Below are 20,057 nucleotides of genomic sequence, written 5' to 3' on the forward strand. Positions count from 1 at the left end.
GTGCGCACACTTCTGACGAACGGCTCCGTCTACTCGCCCGCCGACCCCCACGCCACCGCGATCGCCTTCGACGACGGGGTGGTGACCTGGCTCGGCGACGACACCGGCGCGGGCTCGTACGCCGACGGCGCCGACGAGGTCGTCGACCTGGACGGCAAGCTGGTCACGCCGGCCTTCGTCGACGCCCACGTCCACGCCGCCCAGGCCGGTGCGCTGCTGACCGGTCTCGACCTCGCCGGTACGACGTCACTCACCGACGCCCTGGACCGCCTGGCGGCCTTCGCGGCCAACCTGCCCGAGGACGCGGTGATCGAGGGCGCTGGGTGGGACGAGACGACGTGGCCGGAGGGCCGGGTGCCGACGGCGCAGGAGCTGGATGCGGCCGGTGGTGGGCGGCGCGTGTACCTGTCCCGGGTGGACGGGCATTCCGGCGTGATCTCCTCCGCCCTGATCCCGACCGCCCACGGAGCTGGCCTGGACAGCACTGGCCGCTTGGAGCGGGACGCACACCATGCCGTCCGGGACGCGCTGAGCGAGCTGATCGGTCCGGAGCAGCGGCGGATGCACATCACCGCCGCGCTGCAGGCGATGGCCGCGAAGGGGATCGGGGCGTTCCACGAGATGGCGGCGCCGCACATCGGGCCGTTGTGGGAGTTGCCGATCGTCCGCGAGGTGGCCGAGGAGCTCGGCCTGTCGGCGACGCTGTACTGGGGCGAGCCGGGCGCGTTCGAGCACATCGGCACCTACGGGCTCGCGGGCCTGGCCGGCGATCTGAACGCCGACGGCGCACTGGGTTCGCGGACGGCGGCGCTGCGCGAGCCGTACGCCGATCACGCCGAGCACCGCGGGCACGCGTACCTGACGCCGGAGCAGATCGCCGAGCACGTGGTCGCCTGCACCGAGCGCAACGTGCAGGCCGGGTTCCACTGCATCGGGGACGAGGCGCTCGACAACATCGCCCGCGGGTTCGAGCTCGCCGCCGAGAAGGTCGGCGCCCAAGCGCTCGTCGCGGCCCGGCACCGGCTCGAGCACGTCGAAATGGTCGACACCGCAACGATCGCCGTCCTCGCCCGCTGCGGTGTCGTCGCGAGCGTGCAGCCGATGTTCGACGGCCTGTGGGGCGGTCCGGACGGCATGTACGCCGGCCGCGTCGGCGACCGCTGGCGGGGGATGAACCCGTTCGGTTCGCTGGCCCGTGCCGGCGTCGTCCTCGCCTTCGGGTCGGACTCCCCGGTGACCGAGCTCGGCGGCTGGGAAGCCGTCCGCGCGGCCGCGTTCCACCACGAGCAGTCCGAGCGGATCACCGTCCGGGCGGCCTTCCAGGCGCACACCCGCGGCGGCTGGCGAGCCGTGGGGATCGACGACGCCGGTGTGCTCGCGCCCGGCGCCGCCGCGACGTACGCGATCTGGGAGAGCGACGCGGACCTCGTCGTGCAGACGCCGGACGAGCGCGTCGCCGCCTGGTCGACCGATCCGCGGGCCGGCGTGCCGGTGCTGCCGGACCTGAGCCAGGGAACACCCACCTGCGTGCGCACGGTCGTGGGTGGCCGTGTCGTCCATCAAGCCGAGGGATTGTGATGCCGAAGAAGCTCGACCTCGATCCGGTCACCGTCCGGAAGGCGCGCAGCCTCGCGCGCAAGGCCGGCAAGCCGATCGTCGACCTCGCCCGTCAGCACACCACGGTGTCGGTCGAGCGAGCGGTACTACGGCTCGCCGGCCTGACCGGCGCCGACACCGAAGGCATCCCGTGGGTGAACCGGCTCGCCGACACCGTGCGCGCCGACGTCGGCCTCGAACACGGGCTCGCGCTGCCGGTCTGGGACGCACTGCTCCGCGGCGAGGCCGAGGACCTGAGCGTGCTGGCGCAGAAGGCTGCGTCCGGCTCCGTCAGGTTCCGGATGCCGGAGGGCCGCGACGCCGTCCGGGCCCGGTCCGCTGCGCGGAAGGTCGCGGCCGCCGGGCTGAAGCGGATCGACGGCCGGCGGCGGGAACGGGACCGGCTCGTCAAGCGGCACGGCGACCCGGAGCAGCGGCCGTGGATCTATCTGATCGTCGCCACCGGCGACATCTACGAGGACATCCCGCAGGCGCAGGCGGCCGCTCGTGAGGGCGCCGACATCATCGCGGTGATCCGGTCGACCGGGCAGTCGCTGCTCGACTACGTGCCCGAGGGCGCGACCCGCGAGGGCTTCGCCGGGACGTACGCGACGCAGGAGAACTTCCGGCTGATGCGGGCCGCCCTGGACGAGTCGTCGAAGGAACTCGGCCGCTACGTCCGGCTGACCAACTACGCCTCCGGTCTGTGCATGCCGGAGATCGCGACGCTGGCCGGGCTCGAGCGGCTCGACATGATGCTGAACGACTCGATGTACGGGATCCTCTTCCGCGACATCAACCCGATCCGGACGTTCGTCGACCAGCGCTTCAGCCGGCAGATCCACGCGCGCGCCGGGATCATCATCAACACCGGCGAGGACAACTACCTGACCACGGCCGACGCGGTCGAGGCCGCGCACACCGTGACGGTCTCGCAGTTGCTGAACGAGTACTTCGCCAAGGAGGCCGGGCTCGAGGACTGGCAGCTCGGGCTCGGGCACGCGTTCGAGATCAACCCGGACCTGCCGGACTCGTTCCGGCTCGAGCTCGCGCACGCGCTGCTCGCCCGGCAGCTGTTCCCGAAGGCGCCGCTGAAGTGGATGCCGCCGACCCGGCACATGACCGGCGACGTGTTCCGCGGCTACCTGCTGGACGGGTTCTTCAACCTGGCCGGCGCGATGACCGGGCAGGGCATCCTGCTGGTCGGCATGATGACCGAGGCGGTCGTGACGCCGTGGATCTCGGACCGGGACCTGGCGCTGCAGAACGTCCGGTACGTGTTGGGTGCCGCGGGCAACCTTCACGAGGACTTCCGGCCGGAGCCGAACGGGTTCATCGCGACCCGGGCGCGGCAAGTGCTGGCCGAGTCGGTCGAGCTGCTGGAGGAGATCGTCGACGACGGCCTGCTGAACGCGATCGGCGACGGCACGTTCGGGCTGATGAAGCGGCCGCAGGACGCCGGGCGCGGCCTCGACGGCGTCGCGCGGAAGTCCGCGGAGTACTACAACCCGGCGATCGAGCTGTTGGAGGAGGGCAAGTGAGCATCATCCGGCCGTACGGCGACACAACGGGCGACGGGATGGTGCAGCTGTCGTTCACGCTGCCGGTCCCGCACGACAAGCGGGCCGAGGGCGCGGCGGTCCAGCTGGCCAACAAGATGGGCATGGACCCCGCGCTGGTCGTGCACTCGAAGGCGATCGGCCCGGACTTCACGTTCTTCGTGGTCTACGGTCCGGTGAACCACCTCGTCGACACGTCGAAGGTCGAGGTGATGGAGCGCGACTACCCGCTGCTGTCGCCGAAGGAGGTCAACCTCGCGATCCGCAAGGGCCTGCGCCGCCGCCTCACCGTGGTCGGCGCCTGCATCGGCACCGACGCGCACACGGTCGGCATCGACGCGATCCTGAACATCAAGGGCTTCGCGGGCGAGAAGGGCCTGGAGTACTACCGCGAGGTGAAGGTGGTGAACCTCGGCGCCCAGGTCGCCGTACCGGAGCTGGTCCGGCGTGCCAAGGCGGACAAGGCCGACGCGATCCTGGTCTCGCAGGTGGTGACGCAGCGCGAGGCGCACGTGCTGAACACCAAGGAGATGTCGGCGGCCTTCCGGGAGGCGTACGCCGAGGACGCGCGGCCGGTACTCGTTGCCGGCGGCCCCCGTTTCACCGAGCAGATGGCCGGCGAGCTCGGTGTCGACCGGGTGTTCGGCCGCGGCACGACGCCGGGTGAAGTGGCCAGTTATCTCGTCGACGCGTTGGTGACCAAGCGCCACGCCTACCGGAGGAGTGCATAGGTGTCGAAGGCAACTGTCGGGCTGACGGTGACGCATCGTCGGTACGTTCCGTACAGCCACGCGCACTACGCCGGCAACCTGGTCGACGGGGCGTACGTGCTGGCCCTGTTCGGGGACGTCGCGACCGAGGTGTGTATCCAGTCGGACGGCGACGAGGGCCTGTTCGCGTCGTACTCCGACGTGCAGTTCCTGCAGCCGCTCCGGGCCGGTGACGTCGTCGAGGTGAAGGCGACGATCAGCCGGGTCGGCAACCGCAGCCGCGACCTCGATTTCAGCGCGTACGTCGTCTGCCGCGGACGTCCGGACCGGTCCGAGTCGGCGGCCGAGGTGCTGGCCGAGCCGCTGGAGATCACCCGGGCCAAGGGAACCGTTGTCGTACCGGTTGCGTGACGATTGGTTGCCCTCGGTAACGATCACGTGGAGTGCCGACACGACTCTGTAACGTGACTACGGTGAGGGATCCTCGTTTTCCTTTGCAGGGCGGGCGATCGTGTTACAACGGGTTCAAAGAGCCGGGGAGAGGTTGACACCGTCGCCCTCAGCGAGCATCGTTTTGGGAGTCGTCAATATCCGTTTGTTCAACGGTCACATGAAGTTCGGCCGCCGGATGATCCCGCGACGCTGACCAGGCCAAAGCCAGGCTTGAGTCGACGGGGGCTGAGATCGCCGGCGGTTAGCCCCCCGCGGGGCAGAGGTGGAAGAGGCTCGGCGGCCAGTAGACAACAGCCGCGCGGTGCGCAGCCAGTGCATCGCCGGTTGGTCCGAAGGCACGCCGAGCCTCTTTCCTCTCTTCCGGCGTGAATTGCAGCGGTGTGACTGGTCGACCCGGGTGATTCGCCCCGGCCTCGGTACCTTCAGCGGCGTCTGCGCGCACAGGTAGAGCGGTGTGCGCCGGCTGATCGAGTGACACCTGATGGCCGCCGGGCGGATACATTGGCGTGTCCCGGACGTTGTACGGTCGGGCGACCGGCGTGCGCCGGTGACGTGAGGACAAGGGGTTGACCGCGTGGACCGGTTGAAGGCGCTGGGACGGCTGCTGCCGCGAGTGGCGGTGGCCGTGGCCGCCGGGGTGCTGCTCGGCTTCGCGTTCGAACCGCACGACCTCCCGTGGCTGACGATCGTCGCCGTTGCGCTGTTCCTGGCCGCGCTGAACGGAATCTCGATGAAGGCCGGCTTCCTGGTCGGCGCCGGGTTCGGCATCGCGTACTACGCCGTGCTGGTGCCGTGGCTGAGCGTCATCGGCGGCGATGCCGCGATCGCCCTGGCGATCCTCGAAGGCCTGTTCTACGCCGTGTTCGGGATGTTCGCGACACAGGTCCTGAAGCTGCGGCTGTGGCCGCTGTGGATCCCTTGTCTGTGGGTGGCGACCGAGTTCGCGACCGCGTCGGTGCCGTTCGGCGGGTTCCCGTGGGGCCGGCTGGCATGGGCGTTCTCCGACGAGTCGCTGGGCAAGCTCGCCGCCTTCGTCGGTATCCCGGGCCTCAGCTTCGTCGTCGCGCTCGTCGGTGTCCTGGTGTACGCCGTCCTGCGCCGCGGGACCGCGCTGCGGTGGCGGGCCGTCGGGCTCGTCGCCGGGCTGGCGATCGTGTTCGGCAGCGCGCTGATCCCGTTGTCGATCGAGGGCGACGGGAAGACCGTGCGGGCCGCGATGGTGCAGGGCAACGTGCCGGGCAAGGGGCTGGAGTTCCTGGGCCGGGCGCGCACCGTCACGCGCAACCACCTGCAGGCCACGCTCGACCTCCAGAAGCGGGTCGAGGCCGGGACCGAGATGAAGCCGGACGTGGTGATCTGGCCGGAGAACTCGACCGACATCGACCCGTACAAGGACGCCGAGACCCGCGCCGACATCGAGGAGGCGGTGAAGGCGGTCGGCGTACCGATCCTGGTCGGAGCCGTCACCGAAGGGCCGGGGGAGAACGAGCGGCAGACCACCGGCATCGTCTGGGACCCGGCCAGCGGCCCGGGGCAGCGGTACGCGAAGCGGCATCCGGTGCCGTTCGGTGAGTACATCCCGTTCCGCGACCAGCTGCTGCCGTACATCAAGCGGCTCGAGATGATCGGCGCCCAGACCGTGCCGGGCGTGGGTCCGGGCGTGATGCCGATCCGCGGCGTCACGTACGGCGATGTGATCTGCTTCGAGCTCGCGTACGACAACGTCATCCAGGACGTGGTCAAGGGCGGCGCCCAGGTGCTGATCGTGCAGACCAACAACGCGACGTACGGCGGGACCGGACAGCCGGAGCAGCAGTTCGCGATCACCCGGATGCGTGCGATCGAGACCGGGCGCACAGTGCTGATCGCGTCGACGAGCGGCATCTCCGGTGTCATCCGACCGGACGGGACGGTCGAGCACAAGTCCGCGCAGTTCGTGCCGGACGTGTACGTCGCGACGGTCCCGGTGCGTGACGGGCACACCCTCGCCACGATCCTCGGCGGGTGGCCGCAGTGGGTCCTCACCGGGCTCGGTCTGCTGGGGCTCGTCCTGGCGCTGATCGAGCGGCGGCGCGGGCGCGCGGATACGACACCGCCGCCGGCGTCGGGGTCCGCCAAGCCGCGGGAGAAGGTTCCGGCCTGAGCCTTCCGGCGGACCTGTAACACTGGAGGGAATCGCCGGAAGGGGCAGGGGACATGGCTTGGTTGATCGGGCTGGCGTTGCTGGTCGTGCCGATCGTGGAGATCTACGTGATCATCCAGGTCGGTCAGGCGATCGGCGGCTGGCCGACGGTCGCCCTGCTGATCGCCGAGAGCGCACTCGGCGCGTGGCTGGTGAAGCGTGAGGGCCGCCGCGCCTGGAACGCCCTGCAGACCTCACTCGAGACCGGCAAGCTCCCCGGCCGCGAGCTCACCAACGGCGCCCTGGTCCTGATCGGCGGCACCCTGCTGCTGACCCCCGGCTTCGTCACCGACATCTTCGGCTTCTTCTTCGTGCTCCCCTTCACCCGCCCGCTGGCCCGCCGCCTCGTCACCCGCTTCGTCAGCCGCCGCGCGACGACCCTCACCCCACCCGCCTTCACGCCCTTCATGCCCGGCAACCCCACCCAACCTCGCCCACCGTCCGGCGACGTCATCCAGGGCGAGGTCATCGATCCCGACAAGAAGTAGGCCGTCAGGGGGTGTAGGTGGATCTGGCGGTCTGAGCGAAGGACTGGATCAGCGGCGTGGTCTCGGTCCACGCGATGACCAGAGGGCTGGGTGGGAGGTCCTCGATGGGGATCGTGACGAGCTCTTTGCCGGGGTTGTGGTGGGTGAGGGGAGCGAGGCCCACGGTGCCGTTCCAGAGGACCGACTGGAGGCATTCCTGGACGGCTCGGACGATGGGGCCCTGGCGGGGTTCGCCGCCGTTCCAGTAGGACTGCCAGTGGGGATCGGTGCCGGCGGGGAACTGGAACCAGCGGCGGTCGGCGAGGTCGGCGAGCTTCAGGTGGTCGTGGCCGGCCAGCGGGTCGTCGGCGCGCAGTACGGCGCCGACCGGGTCGGAGCGCAGGACCTGGACGCGGAGGCCGGTTTCGTCGAACGGACCGCGGGTGAGGGCGACGTCGACGAGGCCGGCGCGGAGACCGCAGGTCGGGTCGGTGAGGTCGGCTTCGCGGATCCGTACGTCGACGTTCGGGTGCCGCCGTCGGTACGCCGCGGCCAGTCGGGAGACGTCCGGGTCGGTGCTGTCACCGAGGATGCCGACGGTCAGCGTGGCGGCGCCGGCCGCGGCGGCGACTCGCGCGCGGAGCTGCTCGGCCTGCTGCAGCAGCTTGCGGGCTTCGGAGAGCAGCGCGGACCCGGCCGGGGTGAGGCTGACGCCGCTCGGTGACCGGTGGAACAGGGGAGTGCCGAGGTCGGCCTCGAGTTGCCGGATCGCGCGACTCAGCGGCGGCTGGCTCATGTGCAAACGGGCCGCGGCCCGCCCGAAGTGGAGCTCTTCGGCGACCGTCACGAAGTACCGCAAGGTCCGCAGTTCCATCACCTGCGACGATACCCGCTGGGTATCGCCGATGCGGGACCGGTCTTGGACGCGCGACGCCGCCCGGTGCTGAGCTGGAGACATGACCGAATATCCGTACGCCGACCCGCTCGTCGACCTGACCGACGTCCAGGAGCTCGGCCGCGACGTCGTCGTGATCCCGAACCGCAACGTCGACCTCGTCCCCAACATCGGCCTGGTCGGCGGCAGCCACTCGGTCCTCGTCGTCGACACCGGCCTCGGCCCGCGCAACGCGGAGCAGGTGCTGCGCTTCGCCACGTCGTACGCGAACGGCCGCCGGCTCTACCTGACCACGACGCACTTCCATCCTGAGCACGCGTTCGGTGCGCAGGTCTTCGCCGGCGAGGCGACGTACCTGGTCAACACGGCTCAGGCCGACGACCTGACGACCAAGGGCGACGGCTACTTGCACATGTTCCGCCAGCTCGGCGAACCGGTCGCCCGCGAACTCGAGAATGTCCGCATCCCTGCCCCGGAGGTCACGTACGACGACACCTACGAGCTCGACCTCGGCGGTCGCACTGTCCACCTCAGCGCCACCGGACGCGCGCACAGCAAGGGCGACCAGGTCGTCACCGTCCCCGACGAAGGCATCCTGTTCACCGGCGACCTGGCCGAGGCGGATCAGTTCGCGATCTTCCCGTGGTTCCCGCCGTACGACGTCGACGTGTCCGGTGTGCGCTGGATCGACGTCATGGACCGCCTGGCCGCGGAGCGCCATCGGATCGTTGTCCCGGGCCACGGCGAGGTCGGCGACGCGGGGCTGCTGGTCCAGGTGCGCGACTACCTCACCGAGTTGCGCGACGAGACTTGGCGCCGGCGGGATTCGGGGGTGTCCGAGGAGACGACGGCCGCCGAGATCCGGGCGCTGATGATCCGGCGTCACCCCGACTGGCGGCTCCCGGAGTGGATCGACCGCGGTGTGGGCTGCCTCTGCTCGGAGCACCCGCGTGACCGGACCGGGCCGGGTGGAGGAGACTGACGCCATCGGGCTCGGCGAGAGGCGGGATGCGGGTGGTGATGCTCGGTCGGCGCCTCGTCGCCTGGCTGCGGGCGCGGGATCCAGGGCTGGGAGCGACGCGGCGGGCGGCGCGCACGGCGATCGTGATGCCGGCGCTGTTCGCGTTCTGTGCCAAGGTTCTGCACGCGCCGACGGTGGCGACGTTCGCCGCGTTCGGGGCGTTCGCGATGCTGTTGCTGGTCGATTTCCCGGGCTCCAAGGTGCAACGGCTCCGCGCACAGGTGCAGCTCACGATCGCGTGGCTCGTGCTGGTCTCGGTGGGGACGTTGGCGGGCCGGTCCGTCTGGACCGCGGTCGTGACCACCGCTGTCGTGGGCTTCGTCGTCCTGTTCTCCGGGGTGGTCAGCTCGGTCCTGGCCGGCGCCGGTACGTCGTTGCTGCTCGCCTTCATCCTCTCGGTGGCCACACCCGGTCCGCTCGCGATGTTGCCGGACCGGCTCGCAGGTGTCGCGATCGCCGCGGCGGGCGCGGTCCTCGCGGTCAGGTTCCTGTGGCCGAGGCCGTGGGTCGATCCGCTCGCGGCGCCGGCCGCCCAGGTCTGCCGAGCCGCGGCGGCACAGCTGCGTTCCGAGGCGCGGGACACGCTCGAGGTGTGCGCCGTACGAACCGAGCGCACCGCGGCTCTCATCGACGAGCTGCGGCGGACGTTCACCGCGACGCCGTACCGGCCGACCGGCCTGTCGACCGGGTCCAGGGCGCTGGTGCGGCTCGTCGACGAACTGACCTGGCTGAGCGCGATCCTCGGCGACTCGCGTCCCGCGGTGCTTCCCGGCAGCGACACGGAGTCGGCCGCGGTTCACCTCGCGGCCGCCGACGTCCTGGAACGCAGTGCGGAGCTGCTCGAGGATCCACGGCTCGCCGTCGAAGGGCTGGCCGAGGCGACCCGTGTACTGCGTGATGCCGTGACGGGACTGGAGGAGGGCGCGGTCGCCCGGCTGCCGTCGGCGTACGGCTCACCGGCCGCCTTGATGGGCAGCCTGAACGTGTCGTTCCGCGCGCAGGAAATCGGCTTCGCGGTCATGCTGATCGCGCAGAACGTGGAGTCCGCCCGCATCGCCGACCAGCGGAGCTGGACCGATCGCCTGCTCGGGCGAGAGCCGCGCTCGCTGACGGGACCGGTCACCAGCGCCGCCGAGCGTGCTGCTGCGCATCTGGAACGGCATTCGGTGTGGCTGCACAACAGCATCCGCGGCGCGGCCGGGCTCGCGGCCGCGGTGGCGCTGGCGAACCTCACCGGCGTCCAGCACGGCTTCTGGGTCATCCTCGGCACGCTGTCGGTCCTTCGATCCAACGCGCTCAACACCGGCCAGAACGCGTACCGCGCCGTCGGCGGCACCGTCGTCGGCTCGCTCATCGGCGCCGGCCTCCTGTTCGTCATCGGCGACAACAGCGTGGTGCTGTGGATCCTGCTCCCCGTCGCGGTCCTGATCGCGGGCATCGTGCCGGCGGCGATCTCGTTCGCGACCGGTCAGGCCGCGTTCACGGTCACGCTGGTGATCCTCTTCAACATCGCGCAGCCGGAGGGCTGGTCGCTGATCCTGTTCCGGATCGAGGACATCGCGCTCGGCTGCGCGGTGAGCTTGCTCGTCGGCCTGCTGTTCTGGCCGCGCGGAGCGTCGACCGCGGTCGGGAAGGCGCTTGCGGAGGCGTACGTCGACAGCGCGCAGTACCTCGTCAGCGTCGTCGGGTACGCCGTGTCCTGCTGCGGGCCCGGACCGTCGGCACCCCAGGACGGCCGCCGGGCAGCGGCCGCGGCGCGCCGGCTGGACGACACGTTCCGCACGTATCTCACCGAGCGCGGAGCGAAGCCGGTGCCGTTGAGCGAGATGACGGCGCTCGTCACCGGTGTGGTCGGGATCCGCCTGGCCGCGGACGCCGTACTCGAGCTCTGGGAACGGTACGCCGACGGCCGCCCGCCGTCGGACGACCGCGCGGCCGCACAGTCCGCACTACTCGCGTCGGCCGACCGGCTGCTGCAGTGGTACGCGACCCTCGCCCGCAGCGTCGACGGCCAAGGTCCCGTACCCGACCCGCTGGAGCACGATCACGAGACCAAGGCCCGCCTGATCGACGCCGTACGGCGCGACCTGTACGACCGCGACGGCCAGGCGACGCCCACCGCGATCAGGATCCTCTGGACACACAGCCACCTCGAAGCGATCCGGCGCTTGCAGCCTGCGCTCGCGTCGGCGGCTGAGCGAACGACTGATCACGGCATGCTTCTGGGTACCGGACCGTCGTACGACCATCGGACCGGGGACGGTGAGCATGCGGCGAGCAGTGGCGATCATGCTGCTGACGATCCTGATTCTGAGCGGTTGCGGTAACCCGGACCAGAAGCTCCGATCGGCCGCCGCCCAGTCGGCGCGTTCCGCCGCCTCCGAAGTGAGCACCACGCGGCTGGCCGTCGAGCAGTTGCGGGCGCAGCACCTGTGGACCCGGTCCGCCGGGCAGATCGTCAAGGACGCCGAGAAGGGCGTCGAGGCGGCGGCCAGCTCGTTCTCCGCGCAACAACCGTCGACGCCGACCTCGACGCACCTCTACGAGCAGGTCACCAAGACTCTCGACGACGCGCAGACCGCGGTGACCGCGGTCCGGATCGCGCTCGGCAACGACGACCTGGCCGCGGCCGAACAGCAACTGCCCGCGCTCCGGCAGTCGGCGACGGACCTGAGCCGGATCGGGGAGCTCGCGCAGTGAAGAAGGTGCTCGGTGTCACCCTCGGGATCCTGACCGCCATCGGCGGCTTCGTGGACATCGGCGACCTGGTCACGAACGCGCTCGTCGGCGCCCGGTTCGGCCTGCACCTGGCGTGGGTGGTGATCGTCGGCGTGATCGGGATCTGCCTGTACGCCGAGATGTGCGGGCGGGTCGTGGCGATGTCCGGGCGGCCCGTGTTCGACCTGATCCGTGAGCGGCTCGGACCGCGCACCGGACTGCTGACGCTGGTGGCGTCGTTCCTGGTCACGCTGCTGACGCTGATCGCCGAGATCGGCGGGGTGGCGCTCGCGTTCGAACTCGCGAGCGGCGTGAACTACCTGCTCTGGATGCCGCTGGCCGCGTTCGCGGTGTGGCTGGTGATCTGGCGGGTGAAGTTCTCCCGGCTGGAGCAGGTCTTCGGGCTGATGGGGCTGCTGCTGGTGGTGTTCGCGGTCGCCTTGTTCAAGCTCGGACCGGACTGGGGCGAGTTGTTGCACCAGGCAACCCGGCCGCATCCGATCGGCCACGAGGACTGGTCGACGTACGCGTACTTCGCGATCGCGCTGTTCGGTGCGGCGATGACGCCGTACGAGGTGTTCTTCTTCTCGTCCGGAGGGGTCGAGGAGAAGTGGACGCGGCGGGACCTGGTGACCGCACGGTCCAACGTGTTCGTCGGGTTCCCGCTCGGCGGGATCCTGTCGCTGGCGATCATGGGCTGCACCGCGGTGCTGTTCCTGCCGGCGGGTATCCAGGTCGGGACCTTGGGGCAGGTGACGCTTCCGGTGGCGGTTGCCCTCGGCAAGATCGGTCTGGCGATCGTGCTGATCGGCGTGTTCGCGGCGACGTTCGGCGCGGCGCTGGAGACGGCGCTGTCGTGCGGTTACACGATCGCGCAGTACCGCGGCTGGCAGTGGGGCAAGCTGGTGCGGCCGCGCGCGGCGTCGCGGTTCCATGTGGTGATGATCGTGTGCATCGTGCTGGCGATGCTGACGCTGCTCACCTCGGTCGATCCGGTGCTGGTGACGGAGTACTCCGTGGTGTTCGCGGCGATGGCGCTGCCGCTCACGTACCTCCCGATTCTGATTGTCGCCAACGATCCTGACTACGTCGGCAAGGAGACCAACGGTCCGCTGCGTAACGCGTTCGGCCTGGTCTACCTGGCCCTGCTGGTCGTTGCGTCGCTGGCGGCCATACCGCTGATGATCATCACGAAGGGAGGGCAGTGACCATGACTCGGACGCCTGACACATCGGGACGGGTGCTGCACGCACAGCTGCACCTGCTCGACCGGCAGCTGATCGACCAGGCCGACGGTCACCTGGCCGGAAAGATCGACGACGTCGAGCTCGACCTGGACGCCGACCCGCCGGTCGTGGCCGCGCTGATCACCGGCCGCGAGCGGATCATGGCACGGCGGATCGCCGCCATCGACACCGCGGTGACGGTCGTCGTCGAGGACCTCGATCTCGACTACTACGACGACTGGGTCGAGAACCACGTGATCGCCAAGATCCCAGGAGCCGGAGATGCGACTGAATGACCTGCTCGGGCGCCGCGTCCTGGACACCCACGGGGACGTGATCGGCGGCGTCGCGGATGTCCGCCTGGTCCAGGACGGACCGATGCTGGTCTCGATGCAGCGCGCGCTGCGCGTCGACGGCCTCATCGTCGTCGAGAACCGCGCCACGCGACTGTTCGGCTACGAGCGCCACGTCGGTCCCGAGCTGCTCCGCCGGCTCGTGCACTGGCGCCTCGGCGAGGTCTGGTACCTGCCCTGGGAAGACGTCGACACCATCACCGCCGACGCCGTCACCACCACCCACGCCCGCCCCGACCTCCACCGCCTGGAGGACTTCGCCCGCTACTGACCGGTCTGACTGGGCCCGACGGACAGGTAGTGCACCGATGAGACGCTGTACGCGGTGAGCGGGATCACGCTCAGATGCACTACTGGCCGACCGACACCTCCTGTCGGGCGGGACGCGCGTCACTGGGTGAACGGGCCCTTGGGGCCGAAGGCGTGGTGGGTGAAGCGGGTGGCCAGTAGTTCGTGGGTGGCGGCGTCGGGGTGGAGGTCGTCGAGGAGCGGGTGGGCGAGGTTGTCCGCTTCGCCGTACAGCTCGCGGCCGTCGAGGTAGTGGAGGTTCGGGTCGGTGAGGGCTCGCTGGGTGACGATGCGGGCGAGCTCGGCGCGGATGACCGACAGCGTGAGCTTGCCCGCGGGGACCTCGTCCGGGTTGCCGGTCGCGGTGAAGCGGAGTTCGCCGGCGGCGAGCGCGGCGAGGTCCCAGCCGGTCGGACCGGGAGTGTCCTCGTGGATCGGGCAGAGGATGGGGGAGACGACCAGGAGCGGCGTGTCCGGGTGACCGTCGCGGATGGTGTCCAGGAAGCCGTGGACGCCCGGGGTGAACGAGCGGAGCCGGAGGCTGTCGGAGTTCACGATGTTGATGCCGAGCTTCAGGCTGATCAGGTCGGCGGGCGTGTCGCGGATCGTGCGCGCGATGAACGGCTGCAGGTACGCGCTGCCGCCGAAGCCGAGGTTGACCAGCTCCACGCCGGACTGTGCGGCGACCAGCGCGGGCCAGGTGCCGGTCGGGTGTGCCGCGTTGGAGCCGTGGCTGATCGAGCTGCCGTGGTGGAGCCAGGTCCGGCGACTCGCCGGGACCGGCTCGACCGCTGCGTCGGTGCGCAGGGCAACGAGTTCGGTGGTCTCGTCGTGCGGGAGCCAGATCTCGACAGTCTCCGGTGCGGCGCTCAGCCCGGTGACTCGCAGCGTCTGCGGCCGGCCTTCGCGGGTCTCGGTGGCGCCGGTCGCCAGGTCGATCGTGATGACGTCGCCGCTCGCTGCCGTCAGCTGGGTGTGGAGCCGGCCGTCGACGAGGACGTCGTACACGCCGTCCGGGCGCGGGGGAGCGCCGGTGTAGTCGCGCTTCGTCGGGAGGGTGTCGAGCTCGATCGCGGTCGCGCTGGTGCGGAAGACGAGGCGTACGCCGGAGGGCTGCGAGTCGACCATCGCCATCTGGCTGTCGTCGTACTGCGCTCGCGCCCAGGTCGGGAGGCGGTGCGGGAGGACGCCGCGGGCGGTCTGCTCGAGGTCCAGGGCGCCGCGGAGCAGGTCGAGGGTGATGGGGGTGGTGATCACGAAGATTGCCTCTCGGGCCAGGTGCGGAGGAGGGTGTCGACGGCGTGCAGGATGCGAGGCCAGCTGTCGGCGCTCGGTGGGCCGCTGTAGCTGAAGGAGCCGGAGAGCTCGAGCGTGACGTAACCGTGGAAGAAGCTGCCCAGCAGTCGTACGGCGTCGGTCTGCGCGGGCTCGTCCAGGTCGTAGCCGCGCAGAACGGCCCGCATGAGCTCCGAATGCCGCTTCCCAGCGGCCACGAAGTCTGTGGTGGTCGCCGGAGCGTCGGGTGGGGTGTAGCGGGAGGCTGCGTAGCGGCCGGGGTGGGACTGGGCGTAGGTGCGGTAGACGTCTGCCAGGGCGGTGAGTGCGTCCTGTCCGGCCCGGCCTGCGACCGCCGCGGCGGCTTGGTCGGCCAGCTCGGTGAGCGCGACGGTGGCGATGCGGGTCTTCAGGTCGTCGGAGTTGCGGACGTGCGAGTAGAGGCTCGCCACCTGGACGCCGAACCGCCGCGCCAGCGCCGACACCGTGACCTGCTCGAACCCGACCTCGTCGGCCAGCTCCACCCCGGTCCGTGCCAGCCGCTCGCCGCTCAACCCCGCTCTTGCCATACCCCATTATGTAATTGCCTAAAGCCTTTAGGCAAATGAGATCAAGAAGAAACCCCCACCGCGCCGTTGCGATGAGGGTTCCCGGGTGGTTCAGGCGGTGCGCTTGGTCCGGTGCAGGTGCGCCGGGCCGATCTCGCCCTTGCGGAGCAGCTCGACCCGCTCGGCCAGCAGCTCCTCCAGCTCCGAGATGCTCCGGCGCTCGCGCAGCATGTCCCAGTGCGTACGGGCCGGCTTCTCCTGCTTCGGCTCCGGCTTCTCGCCGGTGGACCGGGCGGCCTCGCTGCCGCAGTGCGGGCACTCCCAGACCGCGGGCACCTCGGCGTCGTGCGCCATGGTCACCTCGACCACGTGGCCGCGGGGGCAGTCATACGTGATCATCTGGCGCGGCGCGAACTCGACACCACGGTCATCCTCGAAGCTGACCCCACCCAGCCCCGAACCACGCAGTACGCGATTAGACATGTCAAACCTCCGAGATCGTCATCCGTGCCAACGGTCGGCCGGCCCGGATCATTCCCATTTTGGCATGTCCGAGCCATATGTTCGCACCTGACAGCACCGTCGTGACCTGCTGTCATCGACTGTTCACAGATCCCGTACAGATCCCGCACTGTGCCGTCCGTCGCGAACCGCCCGACGTACGACGCACCGAATCGCCACCTGGTTCACAGCCTGTTGCCAGGAATCGAGGATCTCCTCCTCAGTAATCGTCCCTAGCCTCTGCGTCCATGGTGCTACCCCGCCACAAGCTCCGTGGCCTCAGTTTCGTGAACGCGGCCCTGGTGGCCATCGTGCTCGTCATCGCCGTCACCGCCTACTTCCTGTTCTTCAAGAAGGATCCACCGGCCGCGAGCGCGACCCGGCCGACGGCGGCCGTGCAGCGCGGTGAGGTGACGGCGAGCGTCAGTTCGAGCGGCACCCTGCAGAGCTCACAGACCGCGTCGCCGCAGTTCGAGACCTCCGGCACGGTCACCCAGGTGCTGGTGAAGGTCGGTCAGGTGGTGGCGAAGGGCGCCGCGATCGCGAAGGTCGACCCGTCCGCCGCCCAGCGGCAGTTGCGGATCGCCCAGCAGAACCAGATCGCGTCCGCGAACTCGGTCACCGCGGCCGGCGAGACGCTGAGCGACGCACAGGACGCGCTGGAGGAGGCCGAGCAGGCATCGGCCTCGCCGACCCCCACGCCGACCGCCGGTCAGCAGCAGACCCAGCAGTCTCAAGGTCAAGGACAGAGTCAGAGTCCGGAAGTTGCCGTCAGCAACGCCGAGGCGAGCCTGGCGAAGGCGAAGGCGGACAAGGAGCAGGCCGACCAGAACGTCGAGGCCGCCGAGGCCGCGGTCGACGCGACCACGCTGAAGGCGCCGATAGCCGGCACCGTCACGGCGGTCAACGGAGCGGTCGGCTCGGTGGCCGGCGGTTCGAGCTCCAGCTCCGGTTCCAGCTCGGGGAGCGGCGGCCAGGGCTCGACCTCAGGTCAAGGTTCAACCTCAACCTCCACCACCACCTCCGGCACCGGGTTCGTCGACATCGCCGACCTGAAGTCGCTCCAGGTGGTGGCCGCGTTCGCCGAGGCGGACGCGATCAAGATCAAGGCCGGCCAGACCGCGACGGTCACCCTGAACGCCGAGCCCGGTACGACGCTGACCGCCTCGCTGGCGACGGTCTCGCCGACCCCGACCACCACCAACGGCGTGGTGTCGTACTCGGCCACCTTCAGCCTCGCCAAGCTCCCGGCCAACGCCCGGATCGGCCAGACCGCGAACGTCACGGTCCAGACCGCGAAGGCCGCCGACGCCCTCTACGTGCCGAGCACCGCGATCGCCACCAGCGGTACGACGTACACGGTCACGATGGCCGACGGCAGCGGGACGCGTGAGGTGAAGGTCGGCGTCCGCGGCGACAGCTACACCCAGATCACGTCGGGCCTGAACGAAGGCGATCAGATCGAGCTGCTGCAAGGCGCGATCGGCGGCACCGGGACCCAGAACGGCCAGAACCGGCAGGGCCAGCAGCCGGGCGGCGGCCAGTTCCCTGCCGGCGGCCTCGGCCAGGGGAACGGCGCCGGAGGCTTCCGTGGCCGCTGAGTCCCTGATCGAGATCCGCGACGTCACCAAGACGTACGGCCAGGGCGAGACCGCGGTCCATGCTCTCCGGGGCGTGTCGCTGCGGGTCGAGGCGGGCGAGTACGTCGCGGTGATGGGCTCGTCCGGATCCGGCAAGTCGACGTTGATGAACATCCTCGGCTGCCTCGACGTACCGTCTCGTGGGGAGTACTGGCTGGACGGCAGCGACGTGGCCCGGCTGAGCGAGGACCAGCAGGCCCTCGTCCGCGGCCGGAAGATCGGGTTCATCTTCCAGTCGTTCAACCTGATCCCGCGGACCACCGCGCTCGCGAACGTCGAACTGCCGCTCACCTACGCCCATCTGCGCCGGGCCGAACGCCGCCGGCGGGCGAACCGCGCCCTCGAGATGGTCGGCCTGGCCGACCGCACCGGTCACCGGCCCAACCAGCTGTCCGGCGGCCAGCAGCAACGGGTCGCGATCGCCCGGGCGCTCGCGACCGGCCCGCGGATCCTGCTCGCCGACGAACCGACCGGCAACCTCGACGCACACTCGACCGACGAGGTGCTGGGCATGTTCGACGACCTGCACGCGGGCGGCCGCACGATCATCGTGATCACCCACGAGCACGAGGTCGCGGCCCGGGCGCGGCGACTCGTCCACGTCTCGGACGGCCGGATCGTCTCCGACGAGGTGACCCGCTGATGTCACCACGCGACCTGATGGGCGCCGCCCTCCGCGGCCTCACCGCCAACAAGCTGCGATCGCTGCTGACCGTCCTCGGGGTGTCGATCGGCGTCGGCGCCGTGATCGTGCTGGTTGCGGTCGGAAACGGCTCCGGCAAGGCGGTGCAGGACCGCCTGGAGGCGATGGGCACGAACCTGCTGACGGTCTCCACCACCGGCGGTGGCGGCGGCTTCGTCCGCGGCCAGGCCGGCCCGGCCAACCAGCAGTACAGCCTCACGCTCGACGACGCCGCGGCGCTCACCGACAAGAACCTGGCCCCGGAAGTGTCCTCGGTGGCGCCGGTGATGACGAGCTCCGGTACGGCGACCAACGGCGACACGAGCTACACCGTCAACCAGGTGATCGGCACGACTCCGGCGTACCTGCCGGCCACCAACACCCCGGTCCAGATCGGCAGCTCGTTCACGCAGGCGGATGTGGACGGCTCGCGCCGCGTCATCCTGCTCGGGCAGACAGCGGCGACCGAGCTGTTCACCCGGCCCGCGAGCGCGGTCGGCCAGACGATCAAGCTCGGTGCGGTCGACTTCACCGTGCTCGGCGTCCTGGCCAGCAAGGACAGCACCGGGTTCAACGACCCGAACGCGACCGCGATCGTCCCGATCAACACCCTCCGGGCGACCCAGGCCGGGTACGGCGCCCTCAGCCAGATCGTCGTCCAGGCGGCGGGCCAGGACCGGGTCGACGCCGCGCAGACCGAGGTGACGCAGCTGCTGACCGCGCGGCATCAGGTGCCGGCGACCGAGACGTCGCCGTTCCGGATCACGAACTCGGCGCAGATCCTGCAGACCAGCCAGGACACCGCGGCGACGTTCACCGCGCTGCTCGCCACGGTGGCCGCGATCAGCCTGGTCGTCGGCGGGATCGGGGTCACCAACATCATGCTGGTCACGGTCACCGAACGGACCCGGGAGATCGGGATCCGCAAGGCGCTCGGCGCGCGCCGGCGGACCGTGCTCGGCCAGTTCCTGATCGAGGCGACGCTGCTCAGCCTGATCGGCGGTGCGGTCGGCGTCGGGGCCGCGCTGATCGTCACCCGTTTCCAGCTGGCCGGCGTCCAGCCCGTGCTGGTGCCGTCGTCGATCGGACTCGCGCTCGGCGTGTCCGCGGCGGTCGGCCTGTTCTTCGGCAGCATGCCGGCGCACCGAGCCGCCGGCCTCCGTCCCATCGATGCGCTACGTCATGAGTGAGAGGCCTTTGAGATGAGTAACCAGACGCCCGACGAGTTCGCCCAGATCGGGTCCGACGAGGAGGTCGACGCGGCGCTGAAGCCGAAGAAGACCCTCAACCTGCCGCTGGCGACGGCGATCCTGACCGGCATCGTCGTCCTCGCGATCGGGCTCGGCGGCGGCGCCGGGCTGCACGCGGCCTTCGCCTCCGACAGCTCGTCGAACCAGCCGCAGGCCGGTGGGCGCGGCGCCGGCGGGTACGGCGGGTTCCGCGGCCAGAACGCGCCGGGCCAGTACCCGGGCGGTGGGCAGGGTGGCGGCCAGGGCGGTGGCACGATCGGTACGGTCGTGTCGGCGAGCGGCTCCGAGCTGGTCGTGAAGACGCAGTCCGGCAACGTCACGGTCAAGCTCACCGGCGACACGACGTACGAGATCACCGCGAAGGGCACCGCGGCGGATCTGAAGGCCGGCGAGCAGGTCGTCGTCAGCGGCCAGAACTCCAACGGCACCATCACCGCGAACACCGTCCGCCAAGGCGCCTTCGGCGGCGGCTTCCGCAACAACCCGAGCGCGTCCCCGTCGTCGCGCTGACCCGATCACGTGCCTCCGGCCAGCAGGGGCCGCTCGACAGGAGGTGTCCGGTCGCGGCGGGCGTCTGCACGCTCACCCGCGCCTTCGAACGGCTCGGCTCGGTCGACACCTCCTGTCGAACGGTCCACCCCGAGCCCCGACGCCCCGCGGCCGGCAGAGATCGGATGAGTCATTGACGCCGTG

20 protein-coding genes are annotated in these 20,057 nt (G+C 70.3%); 16 read left to right on the top strand and 4 right to left on the bottom strand.

The genetic code is table 11. The features are described from left to right. From AB0I12_RS11455 to AB0I12_RS11480, 6 genes are all read left to right on the top strand, one after another. Positions 1-1,578: an amidohydrolase gene (locus tag AB0I12_RS11455; RefSeq protein ID WP_359927919.1), complete on the top strand. Its 1,578-nt coding sequence runs from the start codon at positions 1-3 to the stop codon at positions 1,576-1,578. Continuing rightward, positions 1,578-3,137: a lysine 5,6-aminomutase subunit alpha gene (locus AB0I12_RS11460; RefSeq protein ID WP_359927921.1), complete on the top strand. Its 1,560-nt coding sequence runs from the start codon at positions 1,578-1,580 to the stop codon at positions 3,135-3,137. The genes AB0I12_RS11455 and AB0I12_RS11460 overlap by 1 nt, the downstream gene beginning before the upstream one ends. Further along, positions 3,134-3,886, top strand: a complete 753-nt coding sequence (locus AB0I12_RS11465; protein ID WP_359927924.1) for an OAM dimerization domain-containing protein — start codon at positions 3,134-3,136, stop codon at positions 3,884-3,886. Before AB0I12_RS11460 ends, AB0I12_RS11465 begins: the two co-directional genes overlap by 4 nt. Continuing rightward, positions 3,887-4,276 carry a hotdog domain-containing protein gene (locus AB0I12_RS11470; protein WP_359927927.1) on the top strand — a complete coding sequence of 130 codons (390 nt, stop codon included), beginning with the start codon at positions 3,887-3,889 and terminating at the stop codon, positions 4,274-4,276. It begins immediately after the preceding gene. 616 nt (positions 4,277-4,892) lie between these two features. Further along, positions 4,893-6,461: an apolipoprotein N-acyltransferase gene (lnt, locus tag AB0I12_RS11475; protein ID WP_359927930.1), complete on the top strand. Its 1,569-nt coding sequence runs from the start codon at positions 4,893-4,895 to the stop codon at positions 6,459-6,461. A gap of 53 nt (positions 6,462-6,514) precedes the next feature. Continuing rightward, positions 6,515-6,988 carry an FxsA family protein gene (locus AB0I12_RS11480; RefSeq protein WP_359927932.1) on the top strand — a complete coding sequence of 158 codons (474 nt, stop codon included), beginning with the start codon at positions 6,515-6,517 and terminating at the stop codon, positions 6,986-6,988. A gap of 4 nt (positions 6,989-6,992) precedes the next feature. Here AB0I12_RS11480 and AB0I12_RS11485 read toward each other — a convergent pair whose 3' ends face one another. Continuing rightward, positions 6,993-7,841 (bottom strand): LysR family transcriptional regulator, encoded by an 849-nt coding sequence (locus AB0I12_RS11485; protein WP_359927935.1) that lies wholly within the window; start codon positions 7,839-7,841, stop codon positions 6,993-6,995. 82 nt (positions 7,842-7,923) lie between these two features. Here AB0I12_RS11485 and AB0I12_RS11490 point away from each other — a divergent pair, with 82 nt between their 5' ends. Genes AB0I12_RS11490 through AB0I12_RS11515 form a run of 6 tightly spaced genes read left to right on the top strand, consistent with a single transcriptional unit; the run spans position 7,924 to position 13,451 of the window. Then, entirely contained in the window at positions 7,924-8,844 is a 921-nt protein-coding gene (locus tag AB0I12_RS11490) for an MBL fold metallo-hydrolase (RefSeq protein ID WP_359927937.1), read from the top strand. 26 nt (positions 8,845-8,870) lie between these two features. Next, positions 8,871-11,210, top strand: coding sequence for an FUSC family protein (locus AB0I12_RS11495; RefSeq protein WP_359927940.1), 2,340 nt, complete (start codon positions 8,871-8,873; stop codon positions 11,208-11,210). Next, the gene (locus AB0I12_RS11500) at positions 11,152-11,583 is read left to right on the top strand and encodes a hypothetical protein (protein WP_359927942.1); all 432 of its coding nucleotides are present in this window, start codon (positions 11,152-11,154) and stop codon (positions 11,581-11,583) included. The genes AB0I12_RS11495 and AB0I12_RS11500 overlap by 59 nt, the downstream gene beginning before the upstream one ends. After that, a complete protein-coding gene (locus tag AB0I12_RS11505) occupies positions 11,580-12,809 on the top strand; it encodes a divalent metal cation transporter (protein ID WP_359927945.1) in 1,230 nt (409 codons plus the stop codon). The genes AB0I12_RS11500 and AB0I12_RS11505 overlap by 4 nt, the downstream gene beginning before the upstream one ends. Positions 12,810-12,811: 2 nt before the next feature. After that, positions 12,812-13,123, top strand: a complete 312-nt coding sequence (locus AB0I12_RS11510) for a hypothetical protein (RefSeq protein WP_359927947.1) — start codon at positions 12,812-12,814, stop codon at positions 13,121-13,123. Beyond that, entirely contained in the window at positions 13,110-13,451 is a 342-nt protein-coding gene (locus tag AB0I12_RS11515; RefSeq protein WP_359927950.1) for a hypothetical protein, read from the top strand. Before AB0I12_RS11510 ends, AB0I12_RS11515 begins: the two co-directional genes overlap by 14 nt. Before the next feature lie 119 nt (positions 13,452-13,570). On the opposite strand, the gene AB0I12_RS11520 is transcribed toward AB0I12_RS11515, so the two are convergent. The 3 genes from AB0I12_RS11520 to AB0I12_RS11530 form a co-directional block, all read right to left on the bottom strand. Next, entirely contained in the window at positions 13,571-14,725 is a 1,155-nt protein-coding gene (locus AB0I12_RS11520) for a GDSL-type esterase/lipase family protein (RefSeq protein ID WP_359927953.1), read from the bottom strand. Further along, the gene (locus tag AB0I12_RS11525) at positions 14,722-15,312 is read right to left on the bottom strand and encodes a WHG domain-containing protein (RefSeq protein ID WP_359927956.1); all 591 of its coding nucleotides are present in this window, start codon (positions 15,310-15,312) and stop codon (positions 14,722-14,724) included. The genes AB0I12_RS11520 and AB0I12_RS11525 overlap by 4 nt, the downstream gene beginning before the upstream one ends. A 90-nt stretch (positions 15,313-15,402) precedes the next feature. Beyond that, positions 15,403-15,774 carry an RNA polymerase-binding protein RbpA gene (locus AB0I12_RS11530; protein ID WP_130448290.1) on the bottom strand — a complete coding sequence of 124 codons (372 nt, stop codon included), beginning with the start codon at positions 15,772-15,774 and terminating at the stop codon, positions 15,403-15,405. Between the two features lie 266 nt (positions 15,775-16,040). Here AB0I12_RS11530 and AB0I12_RS11535 point away from each other — a divergent pair, with 266 nt between their 5' ends. From AB0I12_RS11535 to AB0I12_RS11550, 4 genes are read left to right on the top strand one after another with little or no spacing between them, the layout of a single operon-like run. After that, entirely contained in the window at positions 16,041-17,393 is a 1,353-nt protein-coding gene (locus AB0I12_RS11535; protein ID WP_359927959.1) for an HlyD family efflux transporter periplasmic adaptor subunit, read from the top strand. Further along, the gene (locus AB0I12_RS11540) at positions 17,383-18,075 is read left to right on the top strand and encodes an ABC transporter ATP-binding protein (protein WP_359927960.1); all 693 of its coding nucleotides are present in this window, start codon (positions 17,383-17,385) and stop codon (positions 18,073-18,075) included. The genes AB0I12_RS11535 and AB0I12_RS11540 overlap by 11 nt, the downstream gene beginning before the upstream one ends. Next, positions 18,075-19,304 carry an ABC transporter permease gene (locus tag AB0I12_RS11545; protein ID WP_359927962.1) on the top strand — a complete coding sequence of 410 codons (1,230 nt, stop codon included), beginning with the start codon at positions 18,075-18,077 and terminating at the stop codon, positions 19,302-19,304. Before AB0I12_RS11540 ends, AB0I12_RS11545 begins: the two co-directional genes overlap by 1 nt. A gap of 12 nt (positions 19,305-19,316) precedes the next feature. Continuing rightward, positions 19,317-19,874 (top strand): hypothetical protein, encoded by a 558-nt coding sequence (locus AB0I12_RS11550; RefSeq protein ID WP_359927965.1) that lies wholly within the window; start codon positions 19,317-19,319, stop codon positions 19,872-19,874. Positions 19,875-20,057 lie beyond the last annotated feature (183 nt).

Source organism: Kribbella sp. NPDC050459, assembly GCF_040655315.1.
Lineage (GTDB): Bacteria > Actinomycetota > Actinomycetes > Propionibacteriales > Kribbellaceae > Kribbella.